The sequence below is a fragment of the Rhizobacter sp. P1_G5 genome, from assembly GCF_056405435.1.
In genome coordinates this window covers 1-23,406 of sequence record NZ_JBFUCB010000024.1, presented here as the reverse complement: position 1 = coordinate 23,406, position 23,406 = coordinate 1, and the positions used below count along the sequence as shown (strand labels likewise).

Sequence of the window (23,406 nt, the reverse complement as noted above, 5' to 3'; positions counted from 1 at the left end):
GGGCGATCAGGATCCTGGCTTCGGGCATCGTCGGCATGGCGGCTCCGGTGTCGTGGCGGGAGGCGCCAAGGGTAGCCGTTCTATTTCGTCGAGAACAGCTTGGCGGCGCGGCCTTTCAATTCCAGCAACTCGCTAGGCGTCACCGAATAGGCGCCCGACATGATGTCCACCTCGATGCGGAACTCCACGTCACGCTTGCCGTTGGTCAGCAGCCCGGAGGTGAACTCGTAGCTCTCGTCCTCGATCGGCATGCCCTCGGCCTTCACGTCGTAATCCTCGTACTGCACGTTGCGGATCTCGCCGCTGGCCAGGTCGAGCATGCCGGTGGAACGGATGACGGACTCGGTGAGCTCGTCGAAGATGACAATCGGAAGTTTCAGATCCACGGCGGGCTCCAGGGAGAATCGGTGCGTCATCGTCTTCGATGCGCGGGCCGACATTCTAGGGACCTGCCCGCGGTCCATCCCCGATCCACGTTTCAACCTCCCGACGGAACCCTCAATTGAACATCCACCTGAGCCTCACCCCCCTGATTTCGCTGATCGCCGGCATCCTGGTGCTGGTCATGCCGAAGCTGCTGAACTTCATCGTCGCGATCTACCTGATCGCGATCGGGCTGATCGGCCTGTTCGGGATGTCGTCGCTGCGGCTGCACTGAGCGCCCGCGGACGCTCAGCCGTCCAGGTCCTCGTCGGCCGTGATCTTCAGCCCGACCCGGCGCACGCCCTGCACCTCGGTGCGGGCGGTCAGCCGCAGCGGCTCGCCGACCGGCACGGTCTTGCGCAGCCGCACGTCCAGCGAATCGCTGCCGGCATGGGTCGCCACCCGGCGCGCCCATTCCTGGGCCCCGTTGACCAGCACGCGCAGCCCGTGGGCCGCGTCGTCGCCGCCGAGCGGGTTGGCCACCTCGAAGCTGCAGAAGATCTCGAAACGGCGCTCGCGCGTCGCGTGCGGCGGGATGTCCAGGTGGGCGGCGTCGCTGTCGCCGGCATCCTCGACCCAGTGTTCGGCAACATCTGACACGGAAGGCTTCATCGGGTGTCTCGCATGCGCAAAGGTGGGGATGCTAGCGAGCATGCAAAGTCGGGCCAAATGCCTGAGAATTCGCCGATCCACCGGAGAGCGCCATGGGCACCCGTTTCGCACGCACCGCTTTCGCGCTGATCAGCATCGCCGCCATCGCCGGCGCGGTGTTCCGGGTCTCCACCGCCCCCGACCGCATCCGCGAACGCCACCAGACCGCGCGTGCGGTCTGCCTGCAGAAGGGCGGCGAGTGGGTCGTCGTCGACAACAACGAGATTTGCCGGACGGCCGAGATCGCGAAGCAGATGTGACGCGGCAAGCTCCGCTCGCCCTGAGCTTGTCGAAGGGTCGGGCTGAGCCGGTCGAAGCCCTTCAGTGACTGATCATCCAGGGCCGCTTGCCGGCGAATGACCGCGGCGCAGTCGCCGCCTCCCCCGTCCGCTTCGGCCCGGCGCAGCACCCGCAGCCCGCCGGATGCCGGTAGCGCGCCGATTCCTTCGGCTCATGCCGGGCCCGCTCGTTGGTCGCCAGCGCAAAGCGCCGCTCGGCCGGCATGTCCGCCAGCCGCGGCGCCGCCAGCCAGGCCCGGGTCGACGGCATCGCGCAGCGCGGGCACGCCGCCGGCACATCCCGCTCGGCCATGCGCCGCAGCGCATCGAAGGGCCCGCACTGCGGGCAGTGGTAGTCGTAGGTCGGCATGGTCGGCGCCCCGGGCTCAGAGGTCCGGCGACAGCGGCATCTCCGGCCCGCCCTGGATGTATTTCACCGGCCCGCTCGCGTTCGGCCGGATGTCGAAATCGAAGATCTGCGTCGGCAGCCACAGCGTCGCGCACGAGTTCGGGATGTCGACCACGCCGCTGATGTGCCCCTGCACCGGCGCCGTGCCGAGGATCGAGTAGGCCTGCGCCTTCGAGTAGCCGAACTTCGTCAGGTACTCGATCGCGTTCAGGCAGGCCTGCCGGTACGCGACGTTGACGTCCAGGTAGTGCTGCTTGCCGGCCTCGTCGACCGAGATGCCCTCGAAGATCAGGTAGTCGTTGTAGTGCGGCGTGATCGGGCTGGGCCGGAAGATCGGGTTCCTGATGCCGTACATCGCCATGCCGCCCTTGATCACCTCGACCTTCATGTGCACCCAGCCGGCCATCTCGATCGCGCCGCAGAAGGTGATCTCGCCGTCGCCCTGGCTGAAGTGCAGGTCGCCCACCGACAGGCCGGCGCCCTTCACGTACACCGGGAAGTAGATCTTCGAGCCGCGCGACAGGTCCTTGATGTCGCAGTTGCCGCCGTGCTCGCGCGGCGGCACGGTACGAGCCCCCTCGGCCGCCGCCTTGGCCTTCGCGTCACCGCCCAGCTTGCCCATGTGGGCGGTGGCCGCGAACGGCGGATTGGCCAGCGGCGGCACGCGGTCGGGCTCGGTCGCGATCAGGCCGACCTCGCGCTCGTTCCACTTCTCGAGCAGCGACGGGTCCGGCAGGCAGCCGATCAGCCCCGGGTGGATCAGCCCGGCGTAGTTGACACCCGGCACGTGACGCGATTTCGTGAACATGCCCTGGATGTCCCAGATCGACTTCTGCGCGAACGGGAAGTGGTCGGTCAGGAAGCCGCCGCCGTTGTTCTTCGAGAAGAAGCCGTTGAAACCCCACAGGCTGTCGGCCTTGGCGCCGATGTCCAGCAGGTCGACCACCAGCAGGTCGCCCGGTTCGGCGCCGTGCACGCCGACCGGGCCCGACAGGAAGTGCACGATCGACAGATCGATGTCGCGCACATCGTCGGCGCTGTCGTTGTTCTKGATGAAGCCGCCSGTCCAGTCGWAGGTCTCSAGSAYGAARTCRTCGCCCGGSTTGAYCCAGCAGGCCATCGGGATGTCCGGATGCCAGCGGTTGTGGACCTGCTCGTTCTCGTACGGCGATTGCTTCAGGTCGACCTTGATCAGGGTGTCGGGCATGGCGTGCTCCTGTGAATGTGTGTGTTCGGGGAAATGACTCAGACGGAGAGGAACTGCTTGATGCGCTGCACGTCGGTGCTTGCGCGCGGGCTCTCGTGCACCAGCCGCCCGCCCTCGATGACGAACAGCCGGTCGGCCACGTCCATCGCGAAGCTCAGCACCTGTTCGGAGACCACGATCGTGATCTCGCGCCGCTTGCGGATCTCGTTCAGCGCGCGGGCGATGTCCTTGATGATCGAAGGCTGGATGCCCTCGGTCGGCTCGTCGAGCAGCAGCACCTTCGGGTTGGTGACCAGCGCGCGGGCGATCGCGAGCTGCTGCTGCTGGCCGCCCGACAGGTTGCCGCCCTTGCGAGAGCGCATGTCGAACAGCACCGGGAACAGCGCGTAGATCTCGTCGGGGATGCGCCGGCTCGCGGCGTTCTCCAGGCCGGTGCGGATGTTCTCCTCGACCGTCAGCATCGGGAAGATCATGCGGCCCTGCGGCACGTAGGCCAGGCCCTTGCGCACGCGCTGGAAGCTCTCGTCCTTCGTGACCTCGCGGCCGTCGACCTCGATGCTGCCGGACCTGGCCGGCAGGATCCCCATCAGGCTCTTGAACAGCGTGGTCTTGCCCATGCCGTTGCGGCCCATGATCGCGACGGCCTCGTTCTTCCCCGCGTCGAAATCGATGCCGTGCAGGGCCTCGCTCTGGCCATAGGCGACGTGCAGGTTCTTCACATGGAGCATCGCAATGTCCTCAATGGCCGAGGTAGACGTCGATCACCTTCGGGTCGGCCTGCACCTGCTCCATCGAGCCCTCGGCGAGGATCCTGCCCTGGTGCATCACCGTCACCTTGTGGGCGATCTGCTTGACGAAATCCATGTCGTGCTCGATGACGATCATCGAGCGCCCCTTGCAGATGCGCTTCAGCAGCTCGGCCGTCAGCTCGCGCTCGCGCACGCTCATGCCGGCGATCGGCTCGTCGAGCATCAGCAGCTCCGGGTCCTGCATCAGCAGCATGCCGATCTCGAGCCACTGCTTCTGGCCGTGCGAGAGCAGCCCGGCCTCCAGCTCGAGCTGGTCGGCCAGGCCGATCTCGGCGGCCACCGACTGCACCGCGTCGCGCACCTCGGCATCGCGCTGGAACGCCAGCGCCCCGAACACACCGCGGCCGCGCGGGAACGAGACCTCCAGGTTCTGGAACACGCTGAGGTTCTCGTAGATCGACGGCGTCTGGAACTTGCGGCCGATGCCGGCGCGCACGATCTGGTATTCGGGCAGCCGGCTCATCTCGGTGTTCTTGAACTTGATGCTGCCGCCGCTTGCGCGCGTCTTGCCGCAGATCAGGTCGAGCAGCGTGGTCTTGCCGGCGCCGTTCGGGCCGATGATCACGCGCAGCTCGTTCTTGTCGACGTACAGCGTCAACGCGTCGATCGCCTTGAAGCCGTCGAACGAGACGGTGAGGTCCTCGACCGCCAGCACGAAGTCGGTGTTGCTCATGACGCCCTCCATGCGGTCTCGGCACGCGGCTCGGCCGTGCTGCGGCGCCTGCGCCGCAGCCACCACGGCTTCAGCTTGTTGGCATACAACCCGGCCAGCCCGTCGGGGAACGCGAGCACCACGCCGAGGAACATCGCCGCCATCAGGAACAGCCACAGGTCGGGGAAGCTCTCGGAGAAGTAGGTCTTGCCGAAGTTGACGAGCAGCGCACCCCACACCGCGCCGACCAGCGACATGCGCCCGCCGACCGCCGCGAAGATCACCATCTCGATGCTGGGCACGATGCCCACCAGCGACGGCGACATGAAGCCCACCTGCAGCGTGAACAGCGCACCGCCGATGGCCGACAGCAGCGCCGCCAGGCAGAACGCGAACACGCGGAACATCGCGACGTCGTAGCCCGAGAAGCGCACGCGGTCTTCCTTGTCGCGCATCGCGAGCAGCAGCGTGCCGAGCTTGCTCTTCTGGATCCAGCTGCACCCGACGATCGCGCCGATCAGCAGCGCCACCGTCAGGAAGTACAGGATGTACTTCGCGCTGTTGGTGCGGGTGTCCCAGCCGAGCAGCGTCTTCAGGTCGGTCATGCCGTTGACGCCGCCGGTGTAGCCCTGCTGGCCGATGATCAGCACCGTGAGGATCAGCGCCACCGCCTGCGTGATGATCGCGAAGTACACGCCGCCGACGCGCCGCTTGAACATCGCGAAGCCGATCACGAAGGCCAGCAGCGTCGGCACCGCGAGGATCGCGAGCAGCGCGAACGGGAAGTGCCGGAACGGCTCCCACCACAGCGGCAGCGCGGTGATCTGGTTCCAGTCCATGAAGTCGGGGATGCCCGGCGTCGACTGGATCTTCGTCGTCACGGGGTCGCTCGCCTCGAGCTTCAGGAACATCGCCATGCCGTAGCCGCCGAGGCCGAAGAACACGCCCTGCCCGAGGCTCAGCACGCCGCCGTAGCCCCACAGCATCACCAGGCCCAGCGCGACGAAGGCATAGCTCAGGTACTTGCCGACCAGGTTGAGGCGGAACAGGTCGAAGGCCAGCGGGAACACCACCGCCAGCACCACGGCCAGCAGCAGCACGCTGCCCATGCCGCTGCGGTCCAGCCACTGCACGATGCGATTCATCGGAGCTCCTTGAAGAGAGATCAACGCCGCACCTTGGCCGCGAACAGCCCCTGCGGTCGCACCATCAGGATCAGCACGATCAGCGACAGCGTCAGCACCTTGGCCATCGAGCCGGTGATGAAGAACTCGGTGATCGACTGCGTCTGCGCGATGCCGAAGGCCGACACCACGGTGCCGAGCAGGCTGKCCGCGCCGCCGAAGGTGACGACCAGGAAGGCGTCGACGATGTAGAGCGAGCCGCTGGTCGGGCCGGTGGAGCCGATGGTGGTGAAGGCGGCCCCCGCGACGCCGGCGATGCCGCAGCCGATCGCGAAGGTGAGCCGGTCGGTCTGGCGCGTGTTGATGCCGGTCGCGTTGGCCATCATGCGGTTGGCCACGGTGGCGCGCACCCGCAGGCCCCAGCGCGAGCGGTACAGCGCGAGCAGCACGCCGCCGGTGACGACCGCCGTCAGCGCCATCACGAACAGGCCGTTGATCGGGATGTCGAGACCGGCGGACGGCGCCCACGAACCCATCAGCCAGTCGGGCAGTGTCGGGCTCACCTCCTTCGCGCCGAAGGTCGAGCGGAAGATCTGCTGCATGCCCAGCGACAGGCCCCAGGTGGCGAGCAGCGTGTCGAGCGGGCGGCGGTACAGGTGGCGGATGAACAGCCACTCGACCGCCCAGCCGGCGGCGAACGCGAAGCCGAAGGCCGCGACGATCGCCACCGGGAAGTACGCGGCCATCAGCTTCGGTGCGTAGCTTTCGGCCAGGTGCGAGAACAGCCAGATCGTGTAGGCGCCGATCGTCATGAACTCGCCATGCGCCATGTTGATGACGCCCATCTGGCCGAAGATGATGGCCAGGCCCAGGCCCATCAGCAGCAGCACCGAGAACAGGCTCAGGCCGGCGAAGCCTTGCATCAGCGAGATGTTCAGGATTTCGGAGAGGGTCATGGCGGCGCCCGTCGTGCTTACTGGTATCCCTTGGGAAACGGATTCGGCTCGATCAAGTCAGGCGACTCCGCCACCACCTTGAACTGCCCGTCCGCCTGCGCCATGCCGATGCGCGTCTTGCTCCACAGGTGGTGGTTCTCGTGCACCTTCACGTAGCCCTCGGGCGCGGTCTTCAGCTCGATGCCGGCCGAGGCCGCGGCGATCTTGTCGACGTCGAAGCTGCCGGCCTTCTCGACCGCCGCCTTCCACAGCCACGGCCCCAGGTAGCCGGCCTGCGTCACGTCGCCGATCACCGCGGTCGGGCCGTACTTGGCGCGGAASGCCGACACGAAGGCCTTGTTGTTCGCGTTGTCCAGCGACTGGAAGTACTTCATCGAMGCGTAGAAGCCSKCCATGTTCTCGCCGCCKATGCCCAGCACCTCGTCTTCCGTCACCGAGATCGTCAGCAGGAACTGCTTGTCGGCGGTGACGCCGGCCGCCTTCAGCTGCTTGTAGAACGCGACGTTCGAGCCGCCCACCACCGCGACGAAGATGCAGTCGGGCTTGGCGACCTTGATCTTGTTGATCAGCGAGTTGAAGTTGGTGTGGCCGAGCGGGTAGTACTCCTCGCCGACCACCTTGCTGCCGGCGAGGTGCCCCTCGATGTGCTTGCGGCCGATCTTCATCGAGGTGCGCGGCCAGATGTAGTCGGAGCCGACCAGGAAGTAGGTCTTGGCCTTCTTCTCCTTGGCCGCCCAGTCGAGGCCCCACAGGATCTGCTGCGTCGCCTCCTGGCCGGTGTAGATCACGTTCTTGCTCTGCTCCAGGCCTTCGTAGAAGGTCGGGTAATAGAGCATGCCGTTCTCCTTCTCGAAGATCGGCAGCACCGCCTTGCGCGAGGCCGAGGTCCAGCAGCCGAACACGCAGGCCACGCGGTCGTTGACCAGCAGCTTCTTCGACTTCTCGGCGAAGGTCGGCCAGTCGGACGCGCCGTCTTCCTTGATCACCTTGATCTTGCGGCCGAGCACGCCGCCCATCGCGTTGATCTGGTCGATTGCGAGCTGCTCGGCCTGGATCGAGCCGGTCTCCGAGATCGCCATCGTGCCGGTGCCCGAGTGCAGCTGGCCCACCGTCACCTCGGTGTCGGTGACCGCCAGCTTCGTCGTGTTGACCTTGGCGGTGGGGGCGGCCTGCGCGAGCGCGAACCCCGACAGGCCCGCGAGGGGCAACGCGGCGGCGCCTTGCAGCAGCCGGCGGCGCTGCATCGAATCGGTGTGGAGGTCGTCGTTGCGGTCGGTCATCGTGTTCTCCGAACAGGTTGAGGGCATCGTCATGACGCACGGCACCAAGCCTGTGCGGTGCCGCGTTGTTCACGCTGGGGCCGACTGTCCGGGATGGCGTGCGCAAACCGAATACGTCAATCAACGTAGCCGGCCGCGGGAGCGCTTCTTGYATGAGAGCCGACACTGCCGTCGTTGTCGGAGAAACCGGTGTCCGTGGCCACGCAAAAGATCTTTCGCATCCGCCGGGACTACAACACCTGGGTCGGCAACGAGACGCTCGAGGACTACGCGCTGCGCTACACGCCGCGCAGCTTCCGCAAGTGGAGCGAGTTCCGCGTCGCCAACACCGCGTTCGGCGCCACCTCGTTCCTCGCGCTCGAGGCGATCGGCGGCTCGATCGCGATCGGCTACGGCTTCTCGAACGCGCTGTGGGCGATCCTCGTGGTCGGGCTGATCACCTTCCTGACCGGGCTGCCGATCAGCTATTACGCGGCGAAGTACGGCGTCGACATGGACCTGCTGACGCGCGGCGCCGGCTTCGGCTACCTCGGCTCCACGCTGACCTCGCTGGTCTACGCGAGCTTCACCTTCATCTTCCTCGCGCTCGAGGCGGCCATCCTCGCGCTCGCGCTGCAGATGTACTTCGGCTGGCCGCTGTCGCTGTGCTACCTGCTGTCGTCGCTCGGCATCGTGCCGCTGGTGATGCACGGCATCACGCTGATCTCGCGGCTGCAGCTGTGGACGCAGCCGCTGTGGCTGATCCTCCTGATCTGCCCCTACGCCTTCGTGCTGGCGAAGAACCCGCAGGCGTTCGCCGACTTCACCGGGCTGGTCGGCCGGGCCTCGGGCAGCAACGGCTTCAGCTGGCTGATGTTCGGCACCGCCGCCACCGTCGCGTTCTCGCTGGTGGTGCAGATCGGCGAGCAGGTCGACTACCTGCGCTTCCTGCCCGAGAAGACGCGTGCCAACCGGCGCCGCTGGTGGGCCGCGGTGCTGGTGGCCGGCCCCGGCTGGATCGTGCCGGGCATGGTGAAGATGCTGGGCGGCGCCTTCCTCGCCTTCCTCGCGCTGCAGCACCAGATCCCGACCGAGAAGGCGGTCGAGCCCACGCAGATGTACCTGGCCGGCTTCGCCTACGTGTTCGCGGACCCGGCCTGGATCCTCGGCGCGACCACGCTGTTCGTGCTGGTCTCGCAGCTGAAGATCAACCTGACCAACGCCTACGCCGGCTCGCTCGCGTGGTCGAACTTCTTCGCTCGCCTCACGCACAGCCACCCGGGCCGCGTGGTGTGGCTGGTGTTCAACGTGCTGATCGCGGTGCTGCTGATGACGCTGGGCGTGTTCGAGGCGCTGGAGCGCGTGCTCGGGCTGTACAGCAATGTCGCGATCGCGTGGGTGGGCGCGCTCGTCGCCGACCTCGTGATCAACAAGCCGCTCGGCTGGAGCCCGCGCCACATCGAGTTCAAGCGCGCGCACCTGTACGACATCAACCCGGTCGGGCTCGGCGCAATGCTGAGCGCGGCGGTGCTCGCGATCGTCGCGTACGCCGGCGCGCTCGGTGCCGCGGCGCAGGCCTTTGCGCCGTTCATCGCGCTGGTCACCGCGATGGTGGTGTCGCCGCTGCTCGCGTGGGCGACGCGCGGGCGCTGGTACCTGGCGCGGCACGACACCACGCGCTGGGCACCGGGCCAGAGCGTGAGCTGCACGGTGTGCGACAACGCCTTCGAGTCCGAAGACATGGCGCACTGCCCGGCTTACGGCGCGCCGATCTGCTCGCTGTGCTGCACGCTGGAATCGCGCTGCCACGACCGCTGCAAGACCGATTCGCGCGCCGCCGAACAGGTCAGCGCGGTGCTGGCCGCGGTGCTGCCGCAGCGGCTCGCATCGCGCGTGAACTTCCGCGTCGCGCACTACCTGGTGGTGGCCGCCTCGCTGATCGGGCTGCTGGCGGTGATCCTCGGCGTGGTCTACGACCAGGAGGGCGTGCTGCACGCCGCCGGCCAGGGCGCGCTGAAGGCGCCGCTGCTGAAGGTGTTCGCGCTGCTGTCGCTGGCGGCCGCCGTCGGCGCCTGGTGGGTGGTGCTGGGCAGCGAGAGCCGGCACATGGCGCAGGACGAGTCGAACCGGCAGAACCAGCTGCTGACGCGCGAGATCGACGCGCACCGCCGCACCGACGCCGCGCTGCAGGCCGCGAAGGACCTGGCCGAGGCCGCGAACCAGGCGAAGACGCGCTACGTGGCCGGCATGACGCACGAGCTGCGCACGCCGCTGAACAGCATCCTCGGCTATGCGCAGATCCTGCTGAAGGACGAGCAGGTGCAGGGCGTGCGGCGCGCGTCGGTCGACACCATCCACCGCAGCGGCGAGCACCTGCACGGGCTGGTCGACGGGCTGCTCGACCTGGCGCGCATCGAGGCTGGCCGGCTGCGGCTGGACATGGCGCCGCTGCCGATGCACGAGTTCCTCGACGACCTGGTGCGCATGGTCGGGCCGCAGGCGGAAGCGAAAGGGCTCGTCTTCACGCTGCAGACCAGCGGCCGCGTGCCCGGCCATGTGAACGCCGATGCGAAGCGGCTGCGCCAAATCCTGATCAACCTGCTGAGCAACGCGGTGCGCTTCACCGACCGCGGCAGCGTGACGCTGAAGCTGGACTACCGGCTGGAGCTGGCGCGCTTCGAGGTGATCGACACCGGCATCGGCATCGCGGCGCAGGACCAGGAACGCATCTTCCTGCCGTTCGAGCGCGGCAGCGCCGGACGGCGCACCGGCGAGCCCGGCACCGGCCTCGGGCTGACGATCACCCACCTGCTGACCCAGCTGATGGGCGGCGAGCTGACGGTGAAGAGCGCGCCGGGCCGCGGCAGCACCTTCACCGCGCGGCTGTACCTGCGCGAGATCAGCGCGCCGGTGCTGCCGCGGCGCACGCACCGGCCGGTCACCGGCTACCTCGGCCCGCGGCGCAGCCTGCTGGTGGTGGACGACCAGCCGACGCAGCGCCAGATGCTGGCGGGGCTGCTGATGCCGCTCGGCTTTCGCATCCGCGAGGCGGCGAGCGGACGCGAGTGCCTCGAGAGCGTGCTGGACGACTGCCCCGATGCGGTGCTGCTCGACGTCTCGATGGACGACATGGACGGCTGGCAGACCGCGCGCCAGATCCGCGCGGCCGGGCTGCTGCACCTGCCGATCCTGATGGTGTCGGCGAACGCGTTCGAGAACCAGGCCGACAAGCTGGCGGCCGCCGGCTGCCAGGGCTTCGTCGACAAGCCGGTGATCGAATCGGAGCTGCTGGACATGCTGCAGCGGCACCTGCAGATCGAATGGCTGGCCGAGCTGGCGCTGCCGAACTGGGCCACGGCCGGTGTCACCGGTGCGGCCGGGCCGGTGGGTGCGACGGCATTGCCCGCCGAGCTGATCGGCGACCTGATCCGGCTCGTGCGGCTCGGTCACCTGCAGGGCGTGCAGGCAGCGCTGGATGCGGCGATCGCCCAGCACCCGGGGGCCCACGCCGAGCTGCGCGCGATGCGGCTGCTGGCGGAGCGCTTCGAGCTCGATGCGCTGCTCGACCGGCTGACGCAGGCGCTGCGCGACGTGACGACGGAGGCGCTGTGAGTGCGTCCCCCGTCGTGCTGGTGGTCGACGACGCGCCGCAGTCGCTCGGCGCGCTGTGCGCGTCGCTCGAGGCCGAGGGCTACACGGTGCTGGTCGCGCGCGACGGTGAGTCAGCCCTCGCACGGCTGGACCTCGCGACGCCCGATGCGATCCTGCTCGACGCGCTGATGCCGGGGCTGTCGGGCTTCGAGACCTGCCGGCGCATCAAGCAGGACCCGGCGCTGTCGCACATCCCGGTGATCTTCATGACCGGCCTGTCGGAGACGCCGCACATCGTCGAAGGCTTCGAGAGCGGCGGCGTCGACTACGTCGTGAAGCCGGTGCGTGCGCAGGAGGTGCTGGTGCGCCTGGCCACGCACGTGCGCAATGCGCGCGCAGTGCGGCTCGCGCGCGAGGCGGTGGATGTCGGCGGGCACGGCGTGCTGGTGCTCGACGCGCAGGGGCGCGTCGCGTGGCGTTCGCCGCAGGCGGCGGCGTGGCTGCGCGAGTTCCACCCGCAGGGGCTGCCGGCGGCCTGGGCAGACGATGGCGTGGCGGAGCACCGCAGCATCGGCACCGATGGCCGGGTGCTGTCGGTGCGCCACGCCGGCGCAGTCGGGCTGGGCGAGCGGATGCTGCTGATGCGCCTGCAGGCCGCGAGCGACGTGCCGCCGACGCGGCTGAGCACCGCGTCGCTGACGCCGCGCGAGACCGAGGTGCTGTCGTGGATCGCGAAGGGCAAGACCAACCGCGACGTCGGCGAGATCCTCGGCATGAGCCCGCGCACCGTGAACAAGCACCTCGAGCATGTGTTCGAGAAGCTCGGCGTGGAGACGCGCGCCGCGGCGGCGGCGCTGGCGAGCCGCGAACTCGGCTGAAGACCTGGCCGCGTCCTCAGACCACCGGCGACACGAACGCGATCAGCCGCCCGATGCGCCGGATCACGTCCGCCGTCACGATGAACTGCGGCTTGTCGCGCTTCACGTAGGGCGCGATGTCCGGCGGGTTGTCGGCCGGGTACGGCGAGGTGTCGTAGATGTCGCCCACATGCTTGCTGCGGTAGGCGGTGCCGGTGTACGGCGCCGTCGGCCCGTCGCCGCGGTACGGGTTCACCACCTCGGGCACCGGCGCGGTCCAGTAGTTCTTCGTGCCCAGGTCGGCCACCAGCGTGTCGACCTCGGTCTGCGGCACCACCGGCGTCGTCATCTTCGCGCCGCTGAACAGGTCGGGGAAATCGACCTCGCGGATGCCGAAGAACTTCGGCAGCGCCGTCGGCTGCGTCGCCTTCAGCGGCGAGCGTGCCACCAGCTCGGCCACCGCCGCGTCGCTCATGCCGCTGAGATCGTCGTAGCGCTTCTGCAGCCCGGCGATGTCGATCGAGCGGCCCGCCGAGTAATGGCTCAGCGTGTTCGTCAGGTCCTTGTCGGCGAAGTAGGCGCCGTTGTGGATGTTCGAGCCGTAGCGGTGCACGTACAGCGACTCGTTGCTGTCCAGTTCGATGAAAGTCGCGTGCGTGCGGCCGCTCAGCAGCGCGTTGCGCTGGATCGCGTCGGCCGGCAGCGGCACCGTCTTCAACCACGCGATCGCCTCGGGGATGCGCGCGAGGAACTTGCGGTCGCCGGTCAGCGTGAAGTAGTGGAACAGCTGCTGGATGTTGGTCTGCGTGGTGTGCGTGGCCAGCGAGCGCGGCTCGTAGGTGCGCGCCCCGGCGGCGGCGCCGGCCGGGCGGCCGTTCGTCTCGCGCGACAGGTGCTGCAGGCTCCAGCCGGCCTGCGGCGCGGGCTGCTGCATCGCGCGCATGCACTCCATCGCGCGCGTGATGTTGTCCAGCAGGTCGGTGCGGCCGAGCGCCAGCACGCACATCGTCAGGAACTTGATGTTCTCGCCCATCACGTCGTCGTTGAAGGTGACGTGCAGCGTGTAATCGCCATCCTCCATGCCGGCATGCGCGCCGGCCGGGATCTGCTCGGGGTTCGGCTGCGGCATGCTGGCCTTCGATCCAGCGTAGTGCGGGAAGCGCTGCGGCCAGCCGCCATTGGCGATGCCGAGCTCGGCGCCGAACTGGGCCTGTCTTATGAAATCGATTGCACGATTCAGCGGCGTCTCGAAACGGGGATCCTTCTTCTCGAGCCACATGCGCAGCATCAACTGCGACGCCACCGCGGTGCCGGCGTCGTCGAAGGTGGCGTTGCCGTAGTAGTTCTGGAACTCCTCGAGGCGCCAGCCGTTCTTGCCGATGGTCTCGTACCAGTGCTTGAGCGACTCCTCGCCGGCGAAGTCGTGGATGTAGTTCCAGCCGCCCGAGGCGTGCTGGGCCGCGACGACCGCGAGCGCGGTGCGCTCGGCCGCCTGGTAGAAGCGCTCGTCGCCGGTGGCGTGGTACGCGTCGAGGAACACGTTGCCGACCGACGGCGTGCCGGGCGGCTGGATCCAGCACATCGTGCGCTTGGCCTCCATCTCGCCGAAGGTCTGCGTCAGGTCCGGCGAGTACGACCAGACATAGCCGCCGCGGTAGGACACCTCTTCGTCCATGTAGGCCACGGCGCGCTTCAGCGCGTCGACGGCGATGCCCTGGGCGGTGGGCGGGGCCGGCGGCGCGGGCGGGTTGTCGTCTCCGCCACCGCAAGCGGCCAGCGCGACGGGGCTCAGCGTGGCCCCGAGAAAGGTACGTCGTTGCATGTTGTCTGCCTCCTGATGTCATGGGATGACAATCGATTTCATCGAATGTCATCAGTCATCGTACGACTGAGAAATCAACGATTTACTGGGGCTATCCCTGTCAGACTGCACAAAAACGGATGCAAAACACTGACTTCATCCCCAAGAGATACGATGACATGGCCACGGCCTCGCGCCCGGGGCCGACAGGGCCCGGCGCCCTATACTTGCCGCCAGCGCTGATTTGTTCCGGCTTGCGGGCGCTTTAAAAAACCAGCTAAAGAATGGACGCACCCACCGGTGTCCCCCATCTTGGCGGCGCCGGTTTTTCTTTTTGGGTGCGTGTCCACATGAGTTCGCTGGGTGATGTCAAACCGCAGGTGATGCAGTTCACCGAGCCCTTGCCGCTGCGCAGCGGCGCCAGGCTGAGCGACTACACGCTCGTCTACGAGACCTACGGCACGCTGAACGCCGAGCGCAGCAACGCGGTGCTGGTGTGCCATGCGCTGAACGCCTCGCACCACGTCGCCGGCACCCATGCGGGCGAGCCGCGCAGCGAGGGCTGGTGGGACAACCTGATCGGCCCGGGCAAGCCGCTCGACACCGACCGCTTCTTCGTGATCGGCATCAACAACCCCGGCTCGTGCTTCGGCTCGACCGGCCCGATGCATGTCGACCCCGCGACCGGCCGCGTCTACGGCGCCGATTTCCCGGTCGTCACGGTGGAAGACTGGGTCGATGCGCAGGCCCGGCTGCTCGACCGCCTGGGCATCGCCCAGCTGGCCGCGGTGCTCGGCGGCAGCCTCGGCGGCATGCAGGCACTGAGCTGGTCGCTGCGCCACCCGGACCGGCTGCGCCATTGCATCGCGGTGGCGACGGCGCCGAACCTGTCGGCGCAGAACATCGCGTTCAACGAGGTCGCGCGGCGCGCGATCGTCACCGACCCCGAGTTCCACGGCGGCCACTACTACGGCTACCGCGTGGTGCCCAAGCGCGGGCTGCGCGTGGCGCGGATGATCGGCCACATCACCTACCTGAGCGACGACGCGATGGAGGCCAAGTTCGGCCGCGGCCTGAAGGGCGGCGCGCCCGGCTACAGCACGCAGGACATCGAGTTCGAGATCGAGAGCTACCTGCGCCACCAGGGCGACAAGTTCAGCGAGTACTTCGACGCCAACACCTACCTGCTGATCACCCGCGCGCTCGACTACTTCGACCCGGCGCGCGAGCACGGCGGCGACCTGGCCGCGGCCTTCGCCGGCGCGCGCTGCAAGTTCCAGCTGGTGAGCTTCACGACCGACTGGCGCTTCTCGCCGGAGCGCTCGCGCGAGATCGTGCGCGCGCTGCTCGACAACCGCCTGGACGTGAGCTATGCCGAGATCGACGCACCGCACGGGCACGACGCGTTCTTGCTCGACGATGCGCGGTACCACGGCGTGCTGCGGGCGCGCTTCGACAACATCGCCAAGGAATTCGCTGGCGTGGGAGCCGTGGCATGAGTGATCGCAAGGACATCGAACTCATCGCCGAGATGGTGCCGAAGGGCTCGCGCGTGCTCGACCTCGGCTGCGGCAACGGCGAACTGCTCGCCCACCTGCGCGACCACCGCCAGTGCAGCGGCTACGGCATCGAGATCTCGGACGCCAACGTGCTGTCGTGCACGCAGCGCGGCGTCAACGTGATCCAGCTGAACCTCGAGGAAGGCCTCTCGATGTTCGAGGACCGCAGCTTCGACGTCGTGCTGCAACTCGACACGCTGCAGCACCTGCGCAACACCGAGCGCATGCTGCTCGAGACGGCGCGCGTCGGCCGCGTGGGCATCGTCAGCTTCCCGAACTTCGCGCACTGGGCGAACCGGCTGCGCATCGCGAGCGGGCGCATGCCGGTCACGAAGGCGCTGCCCTACGAGTGGTACGACACGCCGAACATCCGCGTCGGCACGTACGCGGATTTCGAGGTGCTGGCGCGCAAGAGCGGGCTGCAGATCCTCGATTCGTTCGGCATCCAGAACGGCACGGTGCGCCGCCGCCGGCCGAACCTGACCGCGAGCGTCGCGGTGTTCAAGTTCGAGAAGACCTGACGCGCCGCTGGCCGCAGCGCCCTGTTCCTATTCCTTGTCGCGCCCCAGCAGCGCGGCCTTCAGCAGGTGGTCGGCCGGCGCATCGCCGACCCAGATCTTCAGCACCATCGCGAAGAACTCCGCGTCGCCCACCGGCTCGCCCTGCGGCTGGCCCATGATGTAGAAGGTGGTGCCCTTGCCCGGCACGAACTCCATCGCGAAGGTCTCGCCCGCGGCCATCTTCGAGCGGCCGGAGAAGATCTCGATCAGCCGGGTCGCCGACAAGGTGTGCTTCTGCACCATCTCCTTCGGCGAGTTCTCCGACATGCCCTTGATGAACAGCCGGCCCAGGTCGGTGCCCGGCAGGTCGCGCAGCGCGGTGAACTGCAGCCGCTTCGGGCCCGGCAGCGCCAGCAGCTCCTCGGGCGTGCCGACCTTCCTGCTGGTGTACAGCCCGAGGTCGTAGACCTTGAAGATGGCCTTGAAGCGCGTGCCCGCGCCGTTCAGCAGCAGCGGCGTGCCCTGCACCTGCAGCATCGGCTCGAACTTGGTCGTCGTCGAAGCGGCCTGGGCGGCCCCGGCGATCAAGGCCAGCCCGAGCGTCAGGGCGGCAGCGGTGGTACAGAACGCGGGGGTGCGAATCGGGGTCATGCGTCTCCTCGGAACCATCTGTTTGTTGGATGGCGCCGATTATTCGGGCTTATGCCGGCCGCAACAAGCCGGCGAACCCGGGCTGGTCGATGGATCGCACGATCGTTCGTGAACCCTGGCGCGGTGATCTTTGGGGACGGCGGGCGTTTTCGATCAGCACCGAATCGCCGAACTCGTGCGTGCGATAGCCGTGCGCCGCCAGCGCCGCGTCCGCGCGGCGCAGCACCGACGCATCGACGAAGGCCTGCAACAGTGCATGGTGGCTGCTGCCCGGCTCGTGCGTGCCGCTGACGATCGCGTCGACCACCTGCAGCCGGCTGGCCGGCCCGATCCTTTGGTTCGCCAGGCCTTCGCCGGCGCGCAACGGCCCGGCCTGCGCGGCATGCTCCAGCGCCCGCGTGACGGTGGTGCCGAGCGCGACGACACGCCCGCCGCTGCGCCGGGTGTCGGCGATGGCCTGCACGGTCGCGGCCGGCAGGTGGTACGGCTCGTCGAACGGCAGCCGCGCATCGAGCGCCGCATCGCCGGTCGACGACAGGCCGGCCGCGTGCGTCAGCGTCGCGAAGCCGATCGCGCGCTCGCGCAGCGCGTGCAGCATCTGCCAGTCGAGCAGGAAGCCGGCCGACGGCGGCTCGAACGCGACCGGCAGCGCCGCGACGCGCGTCCACACGTCCCACAGTGCGAGCGGCTGCGGCACATGGGCGTACTGGATCGGCCGGCCGTGGCGCGCGATGCCGGCCCAGATGCCGTCGGCGTCGCCGTCGAAACGCAGCTCGATGAGCCGCGCGTGGTCGAGCAGCCGCGCGACCGTCGCCGCCAGCGGGCCGAGCTGCAGCCGGTCGCCGGGGTGCAAGGCCGGCGGCGCGGGGCGGTCTTCGGTGCGCGCGCGGAAGTCGCCGGCACCGAAGACGACCGCGGTGAAGGTGTGCACCGCATCCACCCGCAGCGAAGCCCGCCCGGCCAGCCGCACCTCGATCGGCGCGCCGGTGGGCAGGTGCGTGCCGTGCAGGCTGGCCGGCAGCGTCGCCGCATCGTTGGCCACCAGCAGGTCGCCGGGGCGCAGCCAGCGGGCGAGGTGTGACCGTTCGGCGTGGTGCAGCTCGCCGTGGCGGTCGATCACCAGCAGGCGTGCGTCGCGCGGGCGCTGGGCCGGAAGGTGGGCGGCTTTCATGCGAACTCCGCGTGCGCGACGGTGTTGGCGATCAGCGCGACGATCGGCCGCGCGGCATCGGCCGGCCGCTGCAGCGTCGCCGGGTCGGCATCGGGCACGGCGAGCGCATGCAGCGGCGTGTCCATGTCGCCGGGGTCGACCGAGAACACGCGCACGCCGTGCTCGCGCAGCTCGGCATCCCAGATGCGGCTCAGGTGGTGCAGCGCCGCCTTGCTGGCCCCGTAGGCGCCCCAGCCGGGATAGGGCGTGACAGCGGCGTCACTGCTGATGTTGATCACCAGCGAGGGCGCTCCGGTGCGCGCCGACGCGGCCAGCGCGCCGAGCAGCGCCTTGCCGAGGCGGAACGGGCCGAGCACGTTGGCGGCGAGCGCGGCCTCCAGGTCCTCGCACTCGGTGTCGGCGAGCAGCGCGAGCGGCACCGGGCCGAGGCTCGACGCGTTGTTGACCAGCACGTCCAGCCCGCCGAGCGCGGCGCCGACCTGCAGCGCGATCGGGTGGATGTCGTCGCGGCGCGCGATGTCGCCGACGATGCCGCGCGTGCCGGGCAGGTCCTGCGCGAGCCGGCGCACGCGGGCCGCATCGCGGGCGATGAAGGCGACGCGTGCGCCGCGCGCCGACAGCGCCTGCACCAGCGCGAGGCCGAGGCCCGAGGTGCCGCCGGTGATCGCCACGCGCAGGCCGGCCAGCGGATCGTCTCGAAGGGTTTTCATGGGGAGGCTCCGTGAAGTGATGGCCTCACGATAGGGAGCGTCATGCGCATCGCCCAGCGCGCGGACTGCTGCATTGGCGAAGCGTCCGTTCCGTCGACAATGCGGGCCTGATGAGCGAACCCACCGCCAGCCACCTGGCCCGCAACCTGCTGAGCCTGCGCCACACCCGCGGGCTGACGCAGGACGCCCTCGCGAAATCGGCCGCGCTGCCGCGTTCGACGATCGCGACGCTGGAGTCCGGCGACGGCAACCCGTCGCTGTCGGTGCTGGTGAAGGTGGCCGGCGCGCTCGGCGTGCCGATCGACGAGCTGCTTGCGTCGCCGCGTGCGATGGTCCGGCACTGGCCGGCCGACGAGATCGCGCTGCGCAGCCGCCCGGCCGGCAAGGGGCGCGGCGTCACGCTGCGCGTGCTGATTCCCGAATCGGTGCCCGACGAGATGATGGAGGTGATGGACTTCGAGCCCGGCGCGGTGATGGGCGGCACGCCGCACCTGCCGGGCACGCGCGAGTTCTTCACCTGCCTGGACGGCCGCGTGAACCTGATGGTGGCCGGCGAGCGCTACACGCTGGCCGAGGGCGAGGTGCTGGCCTTCCCCGGCAACCTGCCGCACTCGTACCAGAACGCCGATGCGCTGCAGCCGGCGCGCGGCATTTCACTGGTCGTCCTCGCGAAGGCCGGTGTGTAGGAACGCTGCCCCTCTGCGCGGTGGGGATTGCAGCGCGCCCCTATGCTTGCGCCCGCAATTCCGCACCCGAGGAGAAATTCGAATGACATTCACGCCCTGGATTCGCAACGGCCTGGCCGCGCTGGTCGGCTCATGGGTGCTCGCCACCGCCGCTCAGGCCGGCGCGCCGCAGCTCAAGACGCAAGCGCCCGGCTACTACCGGATGATGCTCGGCGACTTCGAGGTGACCGCACTGTTCGACGGCACGCTCGACCTGCAGCCCAAGCAGCTGCTGACCAACACGACGCAGAAGGACGTCGGCAAGCTGCTCGACAAGTCGTTCCAGAAGGACACCGTGCAGACCTCGGTCAACGGCTACCTGATCAACACCGGCAGCAAGCTGGTGCTGGTCGACACCGGTGCCGCCGGCCTGTTCGGCCCGACGGCCGGCAACCTGCTGGCCAACCTGAAAGCCTCCGGCTACCAGCCCGAGCAGGTCGACGAGATCTACATCACCCACATGCACCCCGACCACGTCGGCGGCCTGCTGGCCGATGGCAAGCCGGCGTTCCCGAACGCCATCGTGCGTGCCGACCAGCATGACGCCGACTTCTGGCTGAGCCAGGCCACGATGGAGAAGGCCCCGAAGGAGGTGCAAGGCTTCTTCCAGGGCGCGATGGCCTCGCTGAACCCGTACGTCGCCGCCGGCAAGTTCAAGCCGTTCGACGGCGAGGCCGAACTGGTGCCGGGCGTGCGCTCGTTCGCCGCGCGCGGCCACACGCCGGGCCACTCGATCTACGCGGTCGAGTCCAAGGGCCAGAAGCTGGTGCTGTGGGGCGACCTGATGCACGTGGCCGCGGTGCAGTTCCCGCAGCCGCAGGTCACGATCTCGTTCGACAGCGATTCGAAGTCGGCCGCGATCCAGCGCAAGAAGGCCTATGCCGACGCAGCCAAGGGCGGCTTCCTGGTGGCCGGTGCCCACCTGCCGTTCCCGGGCATCGGGCACATCCGCGCCGAAGGCCGCGGCTACGTGTGGGTGCCGGTGGACTATCAGCAGATCCGTTGAACGCCCGTTGATCAGTCGGGTGCCACGTGCACCCGCACCCCCAGCGCCTGGACCTCGGGCCAGGCGCGGTCGCTGACCAGCGTGTGCACCTCGCGCCACCGGCCGACCACGAACGGCGACACGTTGTTCTGCTTCGAGTGATCGGCCAGCACCATCGTGCGGGCCGCGGCGCCGATCATCGCGCGCTTGGTCGCCGCGTCGGCCTCGTCGGTGACGGTGATGCCCATCGCGAGGTCGACCGAGCAGGCCCCCGGCACCGCCCAGTCGGCGCGGCACTGCTGCAGCATCTCGCGCGCCGCCGGCCCCCACAGCGCCCGCGCCTGCGCGTGCCAGGTGCCGCCGGTCAGCACCAGCTGCACGCCGGGGTCGCGGTCGAACAGCGCCGCCACGTCGAGCGAGTTCGTGATCACCGTGACCGGCCGCACCGTCAGCGCGCGCGCCAGGCCCAGCGAGGTCGAACCGGCATCGATGATCACCGTCTGGCCCGGCTCGATCAGCGCGGCACCGGCCCGGCCGATCGCCTGCTTCGCATCCGCCATCACATCCGCGCGCCCCGCGAAATCGAGCCGCGCCGTGTCCAGCGACACCGCGCCGCCATGCGTCTTGTGCAGCGCGCCCTGCGCCTGCAGGTCGAGCAGGTCGCGGCGGATCGTGTGCTCGGACACGCCCATCATCCGAGCAAGGTCGAGCACCTCCACGCGCCCCTTCTCGCGCAGCAGCTTCAGCGTGCGGGCGCGGCGTTCTTCGCCGAACCACGGAGGGGCAGGTGTCTTGCGGACCATCGTGGCGCGAATTCTAGCTTGCCCGGCCCCGCCGACTGCTCTAATATGCTCGAACTTGATCGAATTCGCTCAAGCATGCCCACGCCTTCGGAGCCGCCATGTCTTCCTCTCCCACCGCCTCGCGCGCCGAACACATCGCGATGGCCGCCGTGTTCTTCGCCAACGGCGCCGGCTTCGCGAGCTGGGTTTCGCGCATCCCCGCGGTGCGCGATGCGCTGAGCCTGAGCGAGGGCCAGCTCGGCATGGCACTGCTGGCGATGGGGGCCGGCGCGCTGGTGTCGTTCCAGCTGGCCGGGCGCGGCATCGGCCAGCTCGGCGCGCGCGGGCTGACGCTCGCGACCGGCTTCATCTACTGCTTCCTGCTGCCGCACCCGGTGCTGGTCGGCTCGCTGCTGCCGCTCGCCCTCACGCTGTTCCTGCTCGGCGCGGCCAACGGCGCGATGGACGTCGCGATGAACGCGCTGGCGGTCGAGGTCGAGGCGCGCCGCGGCAAGCCGATCATGTCGGGCCTGCACGGGCTGTGGAGCGCCGGCGGCCTGTGCGGCGCAGCGCTCGGCGGCACGATGGCGCACCACGACATCGCGCCGGGGCTGCACATCGGCGTGGTCGCGGCCGTGCTGGCGGGGGTGCTGCTGGTGGCGATGCGCTGGCTGCAGTCCACGCCGCCGAAGCCGGCCGAGGCGGCGCCGCATTTCGCGCTGCCCGAGCCGGGCATGGGCGGCCTCGGCGCGATCGTCTTCTGCGCCTTCCTGATCGAAGGCGGCATGGCCGACTGGAGCGCGGTCTACGTGAAGGACGGCCTCGGCCTGAGCGCCGCGCTCGGCGCCTTCGGCTATGCCGCGTTCGCCTGCGCGATGATGGGCCTGCGGCTGGCCGGCGACCGGCTGATGGCGGTGTGGCGCGCCTCCACGCTGCTGCGCGCCGGCAATGCCGCGGCCGCGCTGCTGTTCGCCACCGCGCTGATCACGCAGAGCGCCGGCCTGACGCTCGCGGCCTTCGTCGCGGTCGGGCTCGGCGTCGCGACGGTCGCGCCGCTGGTCTTCGGCACCGCCGCACGCCGCGCGCGCCGCGGCCCGGGCCAAGGCATCGCGGCGATGGCCACGCTCGGCTACGGCGGCTTCCTGCTCGGGCCGCCGCTGATCGGCTGGCTCGCGCAACTGACGAGCCTGCGCTTCGCGCTGCTGGTACTGGCCGGCCTGGCCGCTACGATCGCGCTGCTCGCCCAGCACCTCGACGAGCCCCGGCCGGCGCCGGGGACGAACCCGGCACGGGCGTGATGGCCGGCGGCGCGGGCGGCACCGGCGCCATGCCCGCCAGATAGCCTTCGAGCACCTGCCGTCCGACCCGCACCAGGTCGAACGAGTCCGGCTCCAGCAGCCAGGTGCGGATCAAGCCGTCGATCACCGYATGCAGGCCGATCGCCACCGTGCGGGCCGGCGCGCGCAGCACGATCTGGCCGCGCTGGACCGCCCGCTTCAGCGCGCTCTCCACGTGCGCCAGCATGTCGGCATGCACCTGGCGGTGCCGCTCCCACACCTTGTCGAGCTCGTCGACGTACTCGACCTTGTTGGTCGCGATGTCGAACACGCGCCGCACCTGCGGGTCATGCACCGTCTTGCGCAGGGCATCGACAAAGCTTTCCAGAATGTGATCCACTGGCGCGTCCACATGCGGGTCGGCGCTCGCGTGGACCATCTGCTCCATCGGCAGCGTCACGCGCAGCAGCATCGCGTTGAAGAGGTCGCCCTTGTCCTTGAAGTGCCAGTAGATGGCACCGCGGGTCAGCCCGGCCGCCAGCGCGATGTCGTTGAGCGACGTGCGCGACACGCCACGCTCCTGGAACACCAGCTCGGCGGTGTCCAGGATGTGGCTGCGGGTGGCCAGGGCCTCTTCTTTCGTTCGTCGCGCCATCGCGTGGCGACTCCTCGGTGAGCGGTGCCGGTAAGCACTCGGTAAGTGCGCCGCCGGTACCGTGCAGGTCAATGGGTAAATGGACGGTTTACATTCAGTCGTGTATGTATACTAACCCGCATCGTCGACCCGTCCGGCCGGGTTTTCCACCCGGCCTTGCGCTTTGTCGGCTTTCCCCCAGCTCATCAGGCGCCCGCGGCGGGCGCAGCATCCGGAAGGGATTTGCATGTCTGCGTTGAAGAACGTCGCGGCGGAAAGTGCTGCTGTTGTTTCCCCGGTTCGTGGCGCGCTGAAAGCGCTCCCGCTGGCGGTCGTCGTCGCGCTGCTCGTGGCCTGCGGCGCCAAGGACGGCGCGGCCGGTGGCGGCGCTGCCG

At 69.1% G+C, this 23,406-nt stretch carries 24 protein-coding genes and 1 riboswitch; of the genes, 9 read left to right on the top strand and 15 right to left on the bottom strand.

What is annotated here, in order from left to right; all coding sequences use genetic code 11:
• Window positions 1-80 precede the first annotated feature (80 nt).
• Entirely contained in the window at window positions 81-386 is a 306-nt protein-coding gene (locus AC1D12_RS03495; RefSeq protein ID WP_047501946.1) for a hypothetical protein, read from the bottom strand.
• 116 nt (window positions 387-502) lie between these two features.
• Between AC1D12_RS03495 and AC1D12_RS03490 the strand changes: the two genes are divergently transcribed.
• Complete coding sequence (locus tag AC1D12_RS03490; RefSeq protein WP_082004143.1) at window positions 503-658, top strand: DUF3096 domain-containing protein; 156 nt, start codon at window positions 503-505, stop codon at window positions 656-658.
• 14 nt (window positions 659-672) lie between these two features.
• Here AC1D12_RS03490 and AC1D12_RS03485 read toward each other — a convergent pair whose 3' ends face one another.
• The gene (locus AC1D12_RS03485) at window positions 673-1,035 is read right to left on the bottom strand and encodes a hypothetical protein (protein ID WP_477838873.1); all 363 of its coding nucleotides are present in this window, start codon (window positions 1,033-1,035) and stop codon (window positions 673-675) included.
• 92 nt (window positions 1,036-1,127) lie between these two features.
• On the opposite strand from AC1D12_RS03485, the gene AC1D12_RS03480 reads away from it, so the two are divergent.
• Window positions 1,128-1,334 carry a hypothetical protein gene (locus AC1D12_RS03480; protein ID WP_465111391.1) on the top strand — a complete coding sequence of 69 codons (207 nt, stop codon included), beginning with the start codon at window positions 1,128-1,130 and terminating at the stop codon, window positions 1,332-1,334.
• 61 nt (window positions 1,335-1,395) lie between these two features.
• On the opposite strand, the gene AC1D12_RS03475 is transcribed toward AC1D12_RS03480, so the two are convergent.
• Genes AC1D12_RS03475 through urtA form a run of 7 tightly spaced genes read right to left on the bottom strand, consistent with a single transcriptional unit; the run spans window position 1,396 to window position 7,789 of the window.
• A complete protein-coding gene (locus tag AC1D12_RS03475; RefSeq protein WP_047501457.1) occupies window positions 1,396-1,722 on the bottom strand; it encodes an FmdB family zinc ribbon protein in 327 nt (108 codons plus the stop codon).
• A gap of 16 nt (window positions 1,723-1,738) precedes the next feature.
• Complete coding sequence (fmdA, locus tag AC1D12_RS03470; protein ID WP_477838871.1) at window positions 1,739-2,968, bottom strand: formamidase; 1,230 nt, start codon at window positions 2,966-2,968, stop codon at window positions 1,739-1,741.
• Window positions 2,969-3,006: 38 nt separating this feature from the next.
• Window positions 3,007-3,696 (bottom strand): urea ABC transporter ATP-binding subunit UrtE, encoded by a 690-nt coding sequence (urtE, locus tag AC1D12_RS03465; RefSeq protein WP_465111389.1) that lies wholly within the window; start codon window positions 3,694-3,696, stop codon window positions 3,007-3,009.
• 10 nt (window positions 3,697-3,706) lie between these two features.
• Window positions 3,707-4,450, bottom strand: coding sequence for an urea ABC transporter ATP-binding protein UrtD (urtD, locus tag AC1D12_RS03460; RefSeq protein ID WP_047501451.1), 744 nt, complete (start codon window positions 4,448-4,450; stop codon window positions 3,707-3,709).
• A complete protein-coding gene (urtC, locus tag AC1D12_RS03455) occupies window positions 4,447-5,574 on the bottom strand; it encodes an urea ABC transporter permease subunit UrtC (protein ID WP_477825023.1) in 1,128 nt (375 codons plus the stop codon). Before urtC ends, urtD begins: the two co-directional genes overlap by 4 nt.
• A gap of 20 nt (window positions 5,575-5,594) precedes the next feature.
• On the bottom strand, window positions 5,595-6,509 hold the full coding sequence (gene urtB / locus AC1D12_RS03450; RefSeq protein WP_477838869.1) for an urea ABC transporter permease subunit UrtB: 915 nt from the start codon (window positions 6,507-6,509) through the stop codon (window positions 5,595-5,597).
• Window positions 6,510-6,526: 17 nt separating this feature from the next.
• Complete coding sequence (gene urtA, locus AC1D12_RS03445; protein ID WP_477838867.1) at window positions 6,527-7,789, bottom strand: urea ABC transporter substrate-binding protein; 1,263 nt, start codon at window positions 7,787-7,789, stop codon at window positions 6,527-6,529.
• A gap of 189 nt (window positions 7,790-7,978) precedes the next feature.
• Here urtA and AC1D12_RS03440 point away from each other — a divergent pair, with 189 nt between their 5' ends.
• Window positions 7,979-11,380, top strand: coding sequence for a hybrid sensor histidine kinase/response regulator (locus AC1D12_RS03440; protein ID WP_477838865.1), 3,402 nt, complete (start codon window positions 7,979-7,981; stop codon window positions 11,378-11,380).
• Window positions 11,377-12,237, top strand: coding sequence for a response regulator (locus AC1D12_RS03435; protein ID WP_047501443.1), 861 nt, complete (start codon window positions 11,377-11,379; stop codon window positions 12,235-12,237). The genes AC1D12_RS03440 and AC1D12_RS03435 overlap by 4 nt, the downstream gene beginning before the upstream one ends.
• 16 nt (window positions 12,238-12,253) lie before the next feature.
• Here AC1D12_RS03435 and AC1D12_RS03430 read toward each other — a convergent pair whose 3' ends face one another.
• Window positions 12,254-14,038, bottom strand: a complete 1,785-nt coding sequence (locus AC1D12_RS03430; RefSeq protein ID WP_465111385.1) for a pectate lyase — start codon at window positions 14,036-14,038, stop codon at window positions 12,254-12,256.
• A 205-nt stretch (window positions 14,039-14,243) separates the two neighbouring features.
• Window positions 14,244-14,315: riboswitch (SAM riboswitch) on the top strand.
• A gap of 52 nt (window positions 14,316-14,367) precedes the next feature.
• On the opposite strand from AC1D12_RS03430, the gene metX reads away from it, so the two are divergent.
• Both metX and metW read left to right on the top strand, forming a co-directional pair.
• Complete coding sequence (gene metX / locus AC1D12_RS03425; protein ID WP_477825019.1) at window positions 14,368-15,516, top strand: homoserine O-succinyltransferase MetX; 1,149 nt, start codon at window positions 14,368-14,370, stop codon at window positions 15,514-15,516.
• Window positions 15,513-16,097, top strand: a complete 585-nt coding sequence (gene metW / locus AC1D12_RS03420) for a methionine biosynthesis protein MetW (protein ID WP_047501437.1) — start codon at window positions 15,513-15,515, stop codon at window positions 16,095-16,097. The genes metX and metW overlap by 4 nt, the downstream gene beginning before the upstream one ends.
• Window positions 16,098-16,124: 27 nt before the next feature.
• On the opposite strand, the gene AC1D12_RS03415 is transcribed toward metW, so the two are convergent.
• Genes AC1D12_RS03415 through AC1D12_RS03405 form a run of 3 tightly spaced genes read right to left on the bottom strand, consistent with a single transcriptional unit; the run spans window position 16,125 to window position 18,608 of the window.
• A complete protein-coding gene (locus AC1D12_RS03415) occupies window positions 16,125-16,727 on the bottom strand; it encodes a chalcone isomerase family protein (RefSeq protein WP_477825018.1) in 603 nt (200 codons plus the stop codon).
• A gap of 49 nt (window positions 16,728-16,776) precedes the next feature.
• Window positions 16,777-17,898 (bottom strand): S-adenosylmethionine:tRNA ribosyltransferase-isomerase, encoded by a 1,122-nt coding sequence (locus AC1D12_RS03410; protein ID WP_465111381.1) that lies wholly within the window; start codon window positions 17,896-17,898, stop codon window positions 16,777-16,779.
• Window positions 17,895-18,608, bottom strand: coding sequence for an SDR family NAD(P)-dependent oxidoreductase (locus tag AC1D12_RS03405; protein WP_477825016.1), 714 nt, complete (start codon window positions 18,606-18,608; stop codon window positions 17,895-17,897). Before AC1D12_RS03405 ends, AC1D12_RS03410 begins: the two co-directional genes overlap by 4 nt.
• Window positions 18,609-18,718: 110 nt before the next feature.
• On the opposite strand from AC1D12_RS03405, the gene AC1D12_RS03400 reads away from it, so the two are divergent.
• Both AC1D12_RS03400 and AC1D12_RS03395 read left to right on the top strand, forming a co-directional pair.
• The gene (locus tag AC1D12_RS03400; RefSeq protein ID WP_052211322.1) at window positions 18,719-19,294 is read left to right on the top strand and encodes a helix-turn-helix domain-containing protein; all 576 of its coding nucleotides are present in this window, start codon (window positions 18,719-18,721) and stop codon (window positions 19,292-19,294) included.
• An 82-nt stretch (window positions 19,295-19,376) separates the two neighbouring features.
• Complete coding sequence (locus tag AC1D12_RS03395; protein WP_477825015.1) at window positions 19,377-20,339, top strand: MBL fold metallo-hydrolase; 963 nt, start codon at window positions 19,377-19,379, stop codon at window positions 20,337-20,339.
• Between the two features lie 11 nt (window positions 20,340-20,350).
• Here the strand turns inward: AC1D12_RS03395 and AC1D12_RS03390 are convergent, their stop codons facing one another.
• Entirely contained in the window at window positions 20,351-21,121 is a 771-nt protein-coding gene (locus tag AC1D12_RS03390; protein WP_477825014.1) for a DeoR/GlpR family DNA-binding transcription regulator, read from the bottom strand.
• A gap of 98 nt (window positions 21,122-21,219) precedes the next feature.
• Between AC1D12_RS03390 and AC1D12_RS03385 the strand changes: the two genes are divergently transcribed.
• The gene (locus tag AC1D12_RS03385; RefSeq protein WP_477825013.1) at window positions 21,220-22,398 is read left to right on the top strand and encodes an MFS transporter; all 1,179 of its coding nucleotides are present in this window, start codon (window positions 21,220-21,222) and stop codon (window positions 22,396-22,398) included.
• On the opposite strand, the gene AC1D12_RS03380 is transcribed toward AC1D12_RS03385, so the two are convergent.
• A complete protein-coding gene (locus AC1D12_RS03380; protein ID WP_477838862.1) occupies window positions 22,325-23,032 on the bottom strand; it encodes a TetR family transcriptional regulator in 708 nt (235 codons plus the stop codon). The genes AC1D12_RS03385 and AC1D12_RS03380 overlap by 74 nt on opposite strands.
• Between the last annotated feature and the right edge of the window lie 374 nt (window positions 23,033-23,406).